6 protein-coding genes are annotated in these 8,985 nt (G+C 49.6%); 3 read left to right on the forward strand and 3 right to left on the reverse strand.

Translation table 11 applies throughout. The features are described 5' to 3' along the window. Positions 1-171: 171 nt before the first annotated feature. Positions 172-798 carry an EF-hand domain-containing protein gene (locus tag ACKPQ4_RS09230; RefSeq protein WP_407680894.1) on the forward strand — a complete coding sequence of 209 codons (627 nt, stop codon included), beginning with the start codon at positions 172-174 and terminating at the stop codon, positions 796-798. 18 nt (positions 799-816) lie between these two features. Here ACKPQ4_RS09230 and ACKPQ4_RS09235 read toward each other — a convergent pair whose 3' ends face one another. The 3 genes from ACKPQ4_RS09235 to ACKPQ4_RS09245 all read right to left on the reverse strand — a co-directional run bounded on the left by ACKPQ4_RS09235 (position 817) and on the right by ACKPQ4_RS09245 (position 7,593). Further along, the gene (locus ACKPQ4_RS09235; protein WP_407680895.1) at positions 817-2,184 is read right to left on the reverse strand and encodes a sulfatase-like hydrolase/transferase; all 1,368 of its coding nucleotides are present in this window, start codon (positions 2,182-2,184) and stop codon (positions 817-819) included. Between the two features lie 85 nt (positions 2,185-2,269). Next, positions 2,270-3,727, reverse strand: coding sequence for a DUF1501 domain-containing protein (locus ACKPQ4_RS09240; RefSeq protein ID WP_407680896.1), 1,458 nt, complete (start codon positions 3,725-3,727; stop codon positions 2,270-2,272). Positions 3,728-3,747: 20 nt separating this feature from the next. Next, positions 3,748-7,593, reverse strand: coding sequence for a DUF1553 domain-containing protein (locus ACKPQ4_RS09245; RefSeq protein ID WP_407680897.1), 3,846 nt, complete (start codon positions 7,591-7,593; stop codon positions 3,748-3,750). Positions 7,594-7,922: 329 nt separating this feature from the next. Between ACKPQ4_RS09245 and ACKPQ4_RS09250 the strand changes: the two genes are divergently transcribed. Beyond that, positions 7,923-8,543 (forward strand): hypothetical protein, encoded by a 621-nt coding sequence (locus ACKPQ4_RS09250; RefSeq protein WP_407680898.1) that lies wholly within the window; start codon positions 7,923-7,925, stop codon positions 8,541-8,543. Between the two features lie 8 nt (positions 8,544-8,551). Then, positions 8,552-8,985 (forward strand): hypothetical protein (locus tag ACKPQ4_RS09255; protein WP_407680899.1); only part of this gene is annotated, 434 nt, incomplete at its 3' end.

Consider the following 8,985-nt stretch of genomic DNA (forward strand, 5'->3'; position numbering starts at 1 on the left):
GGGCCGGAATCGAACCGGCGAATAGAGGATTTGCAGTCCCCGGCCTTACCACTTGGCTACCGCGCCATCACTGGAAGCGATGAAAAGTATTGACGACCACGCCTTCTCGCAAGCAAAAACCCTATAGCTTGTCGTTATATAAAATTATTATTCAACTGCCCAAAATATCTTATGAAGTCTTTATCTTTAGTCATGATGCACCTTTTTCTGTCCTTCGCACTATTTGCAGCTCCAGCTGAGAAACCAAAAAAGGTGGAGAACAAAAGAAGTTTTCCAAGTCGTGGGGAAGTTATGAAAAAATTTGATGCAAACAAGGATGGAAAGTTAAGCGAGGAAGAAAGAAAAAATTTGCGAAACGAAATGAGCGGGTTAAGGGCCGGGGTGCCTCCTTTACTAGCCAAAAAGTTTGATAAAGATGGAGACGGAAAACTGAGCGAGGTGGAGCGGTCTGAGTTTCGTAAAGACTTGGCAAGTAAGGGAAGACGGTTGCCACCTCATTTAATGCAACGTTTTGACACCAATGGAGACGGAGAATTAAGTGATGAGGAACGGTCAGGAGCCAGGCAGGCATGGGAGGATCGAAAACAGGAAATGCTCAAAAAATTTGATGCCGATGGAGATGGTAAACTCAATGTGGAAGAGCGGAGGGAAGCGATCAAGCAAGCAAAAGTAAACGTCGGGAAAGAGGCTAAGGAAGTAAACTCTGTTGAGGGCAATAAGCAGAATCCACCAGGTAAGAAAAAGGGAGATAAGCCTGGGGGAAGGGGCGGTAATAAAAAATTGAAGGTGAAAAATTAGGATTTTTAGAACCTAACTTTATTGGTTGGCTTTAGGTACAAGAGCAGGGCCGTTGTCTGCTGGCATCGATTTATGCCAGGCAATCACAGATTGAGTCAGTTCTGTAACCATATCCGTCTTTTGTTTAGCCAGGTTTTTAGTTTCTTCACGGTCCGTTAAGAGATCATAGAGTAGGGGGCTTGAACCATCGTACTCGCAGAGTAGTTTCCACCGGCCATTGCGCACCGCGAGATCGGGTAGGTCTTTGACGCCATAAAAGCTGTCGCGATCAGGAGGGCGGCGAAAAAACATCATTTTATTTTTTGATTTCTTGGATTGGCCAAGAAGAACGCTGGGGAGAGACTCTCCATCGAATGTGATTTTATCGGGGGGAGAGATGTTACAAATATTGAGCAGGGTGGGGACGAGATCAATGGCAGAGAAGATGGAGTCTTGATTAATGGTTCCAAGGGCGTCCTTCTTCATTAATTTTGGTGCCCACGCTACCAGTGATGAACGAATCCCTCCTTCAAAAAGTTGGGTCTTGTAACCACGGAAGGGACCTGGGGAGCCGAGCCCAGGGTCGGGCCCGTTGTCGGAGCAGGCAAGGATGATGGTGTTTTTAGAAAGTGCTGGATCGTTCTGTACATGCTGGAAAAGCCGGCCAAGCTGACGGTCCATTTCTTCAAGTACGGCAAGATAGAGTGTGCGCTTTTCCCCGTCCCCCCATTGATCCACCGATGGCCAAAAGGGGCTGTGTACATCATCGGGCCAAAGGTTCAGATAGAAGGGGGTTTCATCCTGCTTTGCCTGCTTGATGAAAGAGAGGGCGGCATCGACAAACCCGCCGGTTATTTCCGAACGTTGCATCCATTGGTATCCTTTTCCAAGCCGTTCGGCATGGTGCCAAAGACGCCCGGGTTTTGATTTATCCTGCCCGGGCTTGAGAGTGAGGGGAAGAAGTTTTGGGCCCATACCCTCGAAGTTGGTCAGGGCTTGATCAAACCCATATTCGGAAATTGCCGGGGCGTCGTTCACATCGCGCTGCCCACCCATGTGCCACTTTCCAAAATGTCCGGTGGCATAGCCTGAATTTTGCAAAAACCTCGCTAGCATGGGTGCTTTCGGGTCGAGCCATTGGGCCATGCCTCTTTTTTTATTTTGGGCACGATGACCTAGGTAAGAAGAGATTCTCCAGCGTTGGGGATATTGACCTGTAGATATGGCCACACGGGAGGGTGAGCAAATGGGAGAGTTTACATAGAATTGCTCAAAACTAATCCCTTCCTTAGCCAGTCGGTCAATATGGGGAGTGGATGCATCCTGATTTCCAAAGCAGGAAAAGTCTCCCCATCCCATATCGTCAATAAAAACGAGGATGATGTTTGGCCGGTTCGTGGCCTGCATTTCAAGCCCTAGGATGCAAAAGAAGAACAGCAGGAAAGAGGTGGCCTTTCTCATACAAGGAGGACCTGGGAGGGGGACAAGAGTCCTAGGCAAGAAGGTCTTTAATTACTTTCGGGTGCTCGACTCCGGTGAGGCGTTGGTCGAGACCTAGGTAACGGTAGGTGAAGCGCTCGTGATCAATGCCAAGAGCACGAAGGACGGTGGCATTGAGGTCGTTCACATGGACCGGGTTTTCCAAAATATTGTAGGAGTAATCATCCGTTTTTCCGTACTCCATGCCACGCTTAAATCCACCACCCGCGACCCAGCTGGAGAAGCAACGCCCATGGTGATCCCGTCCGTGGCTGTCCTTGGTTAATTTGCCCTGTGAATACACAGTCCGTCCAAACTCGCCCCCGAAGATGACAATGGTATCGTCAAGTAATCCGCGTTGTTTCAAGTCTTTGACGAGAGCGGCGGCGGGCTGGTCGACATCCTTGCATTGGTTACGGATGGCTTTGGGTAAATTGCCGTGCTGGTCCCATCCACGGTGGAAGAGTTGAACAAAAGGAACATCGCGCTCGGCGAGGCGACGGGCAACCAAGCAGTTGTGGGCAAAAGTACCTTTTTTGCGGGCGTCCGGGCCGTACATATCAAGCACATGATCAGGTTCTTCCTTTAAATCAACGAGCTCGGGCACACTGGTTTGCATACGGTAGGCCATTTCGTACTGGGCAATACGGGCATCGATTTCCAGATCGCCACTTTGTGTTTTCTTATGCTGGTTAATCGCGGCAATACCGTCGAGCATATCGCGGCGCATACTCTTGGATATTCCGTTGGGGTTGGAAAGATAGAGCACGGGATCGCCTGCGGAACGGAACTTGATACCCTGGTGTTTGGAGGGAAGGAAGCCACTGCCCCAGAGGCGGTCGTAGAGGGCTTGGGGATTACCGTTACCCCGGGAGATCATGACCACATAGCCGGGTAAGTTTTGGTTTGGACTACCCATGCCCCAGTCCAACCAGGCACCCATGGCGGGTTTGCCAGGTTGTTGAGAGCCGGTGTTGATCGCAGTGATGGCAGGGTCGTGGTTGATCGCCTCGGTGTGCATCGATTTTACCAAACAAATATCATCGGCAATGGAGGCGGTGTGAGGAACTACCTCGCTGAACCAGGTGCCGTTTTGCCCATGCTTGCTGAATTCAAACATCGGAGCCACGCAGGGGAAAGAAGACTGTTTGGAAGTCATTCCGGTGATGCGCTGGCCATTGCGGATGCTGTCGGGCAATTCCTGCCCGTGGTATTTCCGTAATTCCGGGTGGTAGTCGAACATGTCGATATGGGAAGGTCCGCCGGACATGAACATGTAAATCACCCGCTTGGCAGTGGGCTTGAAGTGGGTACGTCCTAGGGTGCCGTTCAAAGGAACGGAGCCGGGAGATCCCACGGCGCCCATGAGCGGGCCAGCGATGTTGGCGAAACCGAGGGCACCCATGCCCATGGCTCCGAGCTTGAGCATTTGACGACGGGTATGAAGTTGGTGAAGGTCGAGTGGATTCATGGCGATTTCTGAGTTTTGGATTATTCGCGGTTCAGGGTTTCATCCAGGTTGAGAATCATGGAGGCGAGAACTGTCCAGGTGGCGTGTTCATTGCGGTTTAAGGATTTGTCGCGTGGAGAGTCGCCCATGGCGAGCAACTGGTCTGCTTGGGCAGGGTTCTGATCAAAGACAGCTTTCTGTTTGTCGTATGCCTTTTTTATCACCTCTTGGCGCAAGCTGTCTGCGGGTCGCCCAGTGGCCAGCTCAAACATTCGGTTGACCCGGCTGGGCAGGTCTTGGGGGCTACTCTTTAGAACACGCTGGGCGAGGAAGCGGGAGGCTTCCACAAACTGTACATCATTGAGGGTGACCAGTGCCTGCATTGGGGTATTAGTGCGCTGGCGCTGCACAGTGCAGATTTCGCGGGAGGGTGTATCAAAGGCAAGCATCGCTGGTTGGGGGGAAGAGCGCTTCCAGTAAGTGTACATACTGCGACGGTAAATCTTGTTCCCTTGGTCCTGAACAAACTTGCGGTTGCGATCGAGCGATACCTCGTTCCACAGGCCAGCAGGCTGGTAGGGTTTTACTCCGGGTCCCCCGAATTTCTTATTGAGTAAACCGCTAATATGTAAGGCCTGGTCGCGCACAAACTCGCCCATCAGGCGAAAGCGGGGAGCCCGGGCGAAGTAGAGGTTTTCCGGGTCCTTGGCCAGGTGTTCCTTGGTGATGACGGAGGACTGGCGGTAGGTGGCAGAGGTCACCAATTGGCGGATCATCTTCTTTACATCCCAATCGCTCTCAAGGAAATCGGCGGCCAACCAATTGAGCAGGCCGGGGTGGGTGGGCCATTTCCCTTGTGAGCCAAAGTCACTGGGCGTATCGCAGAGTCCACGGCCAAAGATAGTCTGCCAGTAGCGGTTAACGGTGACTCGGGGAGTGAGTGGGTTTTCTTTATCAGTTAGCCATTTCGCGAGACCGAGACGGTTCTTTTCCGATTCGGTTTTCATGGGGTGGAGAAAGTCGGGGGTGTTTGCCTGAATGACCTTGGATTTATCCGGCGAGGAGTACTGCCCACGAACCAACAGGTAGGTGTCGCGCATTTTGTTGGCAGGATTATCCCCCATCACCATCGAGGTGATTTTGTTTTTACGAATATTGTTCAGGGCATTTTGTTTGTTGTTTCGGGCGGCGAGAAGGTTTTTGTACTCCTTATCAAAGCGATTGAGGTACTCGTCATGAAGGAGGGTGCGCTGATCGTTGGCGAGGGCATCGAGAGGCTTTGTAAAAAGTGGGGAGAAGGAATCCACTTTGCTCAGTTTCTCCACATCCTTGCGGTTAAGCACTCGGTGGTAGAGACCAATCTCATCCATCTCTACTCCCTTTACCGCAGCACCGTAGTAGCGCCGGCCAATCCGGAAGGTTTTATCCGTTTGAATGGTGGCGTTGAGTTCATCCTGAGCAATGTCTTTTTGCTGGCTGGTTCCATTGATAAAGATATTGATGCCGGCTGCCTTGCCTGAGCCATCATAGGTTACGCAAAGATGGTTCCAGGAATTAAGCGGTAGTGGAGATTTTGAGACCACCTTGATGGCATTGTTGGGATATTCGTGAATAATGTGCATGCCTGGGCGACCGCCCTCCATCCAAACATCATACCCGCGATGCTTCGCTTTTTCATCCATTTTGCTGAGCAGGGCACCGGATAGTTTAGTGGTAGTTTTTACCCACATTGACCAGGAGAAAGCTTGGTTGTGTTCCAGCACACCTGCAGTGGGGGACTCGATGAAGCCACTTTGCTCCACTTTGAACCCTGAAGCCACCTTGCCCAGTTCGGTCTGCTTGGCCTTGCCATGGATTACATACTTATCCTTTTGGTTTGTGCTGTCCACGGTTTGGTTGCCCTCGAAGGAATTAAAATCGATGGAAGAGACCAAGCCCTTAGGCGAAGGGATGAAGCGGTAGGAGAGTTCCATTACCTCGGCAATCTCATTTTCCATAAGGGCCCGGTTGTAGACCCGCACATCATCGATATCAGTATCATTTAACTGAGCGGAACGGAACCTCCTGCCAATGTGAAAAGGCTTATCCGTAAGGATGCTGCTCTTCTTTAAAGTATGGTGCGGGTTTCCTTTGTCCTGCTTCTTACTGTTTACATAGATTTCTACCGAATTTGCGGAGGCTGTACCGTTGTAAGTCACACAGACATGCTGCCACTGATTTTGTTTGAGCTGGTTTTTCGCCACCACTTTGTGAGCGTTGTCGGGCCAGGCATGAATGATGTGCATGCCGGGGCGTCCGCCTTCAAACCAAAGGTCATAGCCACGAAATTTATTCCCCTCGTCCATTTTGCCGATCAAGGCTCCGCTTAATTGGGTGTTAGAGGGCCTGACCCATGCACTTAAAGAGAAGGATTGATTGTGTTCGAAATCTCCAAAGTTAGGAACTTCGGCATAGGCATTTTTTTCGATTCTTATTCCGCTCTTGAACTTGGCATTGGCCACCTTGATGGGGGAATCCCGTAAAATCGTGGGCGTGGCTTCGGCTACCCCATGGTCCGATTGATTGTTCTCCAGGTCGACACGGTCGAATGGAAAGAAGCCCACCAGTCCATCAGGCTCCAGGACTCCTGGGTTTGTCTTGATGTCTTTCGAACACTGGGTAAACCAATTCTTAAAGGGGTCAAGGGATTGCTGGCGTCGTGAATTAAGTTGGCCCCGTGCATCCTGAAGGGCTTTTTCGGAGTCCGCTAATTGTTTTTCACGCTCTGGAGTCATGATCTCCACTAGTGGTGCCTGGTTTCCTCTTCTTGTCTGCATGCCGGGATCAGCATTGTTATTAAAGAAAGCAAACATTTGGTAATATTCCTTTTGGGAGAAGGGGTCGTACATGTGATCGTGGCATTGGGCACATTCAAAGGTCATCCCCAGCCAGACATTGGATGTAGTCTTAACCCGGTCGATCACATACTCCACCCGGAACTCTTCGGCAATGGCCCCGCCTTCATCGGTGGTGGCATGGTTGCGGTTAAAGCCGGAAGCGATTTTTTGTTCGAGGGATGCTTCGGGAAGAAGATCACCTGCGATTTGTTCGATGGTAAATTCATCAAAGGGTTTGTTATCGCGGTAAGAGTTGAGTACCCAGTCTCGCCAGGGCCACATGTCGCGCGGGCCATCGTCGTGAAATACTGAGGTATCGCCGTAGCGGGCGGCATCCATCCATACGAGGGCCATGCGCTCGGCATATTCATCGGAAGCAAGTAAGCGGTCGACCAATTTTTCGTAAGCATCGGGGGATTGGTCGGCCAAGAATTGGTTTACTTCTGCAGGGCTGGGGGGGAGACCGGTTAGGTCGAGGTAAAGTCGGCGTACGAGGGTGCGACGATCAGCTTCGGGGGAAGGCTTGAGCCCAAGGCCCTCCAGTTTGGCACGAATGAAATGATCGATTGGGTTTTTGGCCCACTTCGGGTTGCTGGTTTGAGGGGTAGCCGGTTTTTGCACGGGCAGGTAGGACCAGTGGCCCTCCCACTTCGCTCCCTGCTCAATCCACTTGGTAAGGATTTCTTTTTCCCGTTTGGTCAGTTCCTTTTTGCTTTCGGGCGGGGGCATGATGTCCTCGGGGTCGTCGGATACAATACGGTGCCAGGCTTCACTATCCTCAGTGCTGCCAGGAACAATAGCGGCAAAACCATCCTTCTCGAAAAAGGCTTCTTCCGGTAGGTCGAGTCGCAGGTCGGCTTCGCGGAATTTTTCAGAGGGACCATGGCAATGAAAACATTTTCCAGAAAGGATGGGCCGGACATCTCGGTTGAATTGAATGGTTTCTTCAGCATTCCCTATGGAAAGGATCGAGAACAGAAGAAAAGAAGAGAGAATTAAACGAAGATTCATTAAAAAAAGCGGTGATTAGGAAATATTCAATAGAATTGCGAAAGAACTTTAGGACAAGTTGGAAATGACAAGTATTCCTAGAAAAAAAATTAATTAAATTTAAAATTAGATAAAAAACTTCGGTAAAATATAGGATTTTTTATCACTGATATCATCATCTAATCACTCCCTAATTCCTACAAATCTGACCTTTTAAAATCATCCTAATTAAAAACCTACTAAAACCATTTGATCTTTGATTTTAAAAAAATTCCAAAAATGGAATGGGCAAACCGAACCGTTTTTTTAAAGTGTGGAGTAATGAAAACTTTTAAGCTAGGAATAAACTCTTGAACGATTCTAATACACCCGAAAAAAAGCCTGAAGAAATTCAGGAAACCGCCGAAAGTCCATCAGCAGAGGAACTTCCCGAGCTTGATGCCACAGAGTTGATGCTCCATGGTAACCTTGCTGCCCAGATCCGATATTCTATGATCAAGGGATTGGCCGAGGCTCTGGACGAAAAAGCCCAGCTCTTAATTGAGGCGGAATCGAATTTTGAGCCTCAGGAAGGCGAGACCTTTGCTGAGATTGCACTGCCCGAGATCGAAGCTATGGCACAATGCCTGACTGACGAATGGATTGATTTTTCCAAAATTCGTTACTGGGAAAGCTGTCAAACTGCAGAGGTGGAGTGGGAGGAATTTAAAGATGAGAATGGTGAGGTTAAACGAATGCCTTACACCAAAGCTCTCGAAGAGGTTAAGGATGGCAACCGTTTACTTGCCAACCTCGAACAGACCCGAAACTGGTTGGAACAAGTTCATCTTTTGCATGAACAAAAGGGAATGGGCTGGGTGTCGCCACACGGTTGTCCGGAGGATGGACAACATGCCTATGAAGCGCGTCGAATTTGCATCGAGAAATTAAACCAATCAATCGATTCCATTCGTTCGAATTTCGATATTTAGGTACTAGTATGAAGAAATCATTCATCAGCTTCTTCGCGAGTTTTCTTGCGACTGCGGTATTTGCCAGTTGGAAGCCAGATGATCAGGCGGCGGTCTTTTCATTGAAACCTGATCGGGTGTTGGGAAGTCCATACTTCAAGGAGGTTCTCAATACCTATGGTTTACTTGGCTTTGGCTATACCAATATTATGAATGATCACCATGTGGTGGATTTGCAAAAGGAGATGGGTGTTCAGATAGAGGATGCAAGCGAGGTCTCCTTGGTCGTGGGGAACTTTCTGGAAACTGTGATTGGTTTACCGGTGTCCACTTCTGGGAATTACCAGGCTTTAAAAAATTCTTCATTGGCTTTCATTCTTCGGACCCACGGAGAAGTATACCCAGACACATTTTTTGAAAAATTTGACCGGTGGGCATCTGGACCGGCATTCAGTAAATCAGA

Origin of the sequence: Candidatus Chordibacter forsetii, assembly GCF_964187505.1 — a bacterium.
Classification (GTDB): Bacteria; Verrucomicrobiota; Verrucomicrobiia; order Opitutales; family Seribacteraceae; genus Chordibacter; species Chordibacter forsetii.

Bases quoted from the DNA above. Each gene is read 5' to 3' on its own strand.
- ACKPQ4_RS09245 (WP_407680897.1), bottom strand. From the start codon at position 7,593: ATGAATCTTCGTTTAATTCTCTCTTCTTTTCTTCTGTTCTCGATCCTT.
- ACKPQ4_RS09240 (WP_407680896.1), bottom strand. From the start codon at position 3,727: ATGAATCCACTCGACCTTCACCAACTTCATACCCGTCGTCAAATGCTC.
- ACKPQ4_RS09230 (WP_407680894.1), top strand. From the start codon at position 172: ATGAAGTCTTTATCTTTAGTCATGATGCACCTTTTTCTGTCCTTCGCA.
- ACKPQ4_RS09235 (WP_407680895.1), bottom strand. From the start codon at position 2,184: ATGCAGGCCACGAACCGGCCAAACATCATCCTCGTTTTTATTGACGAT.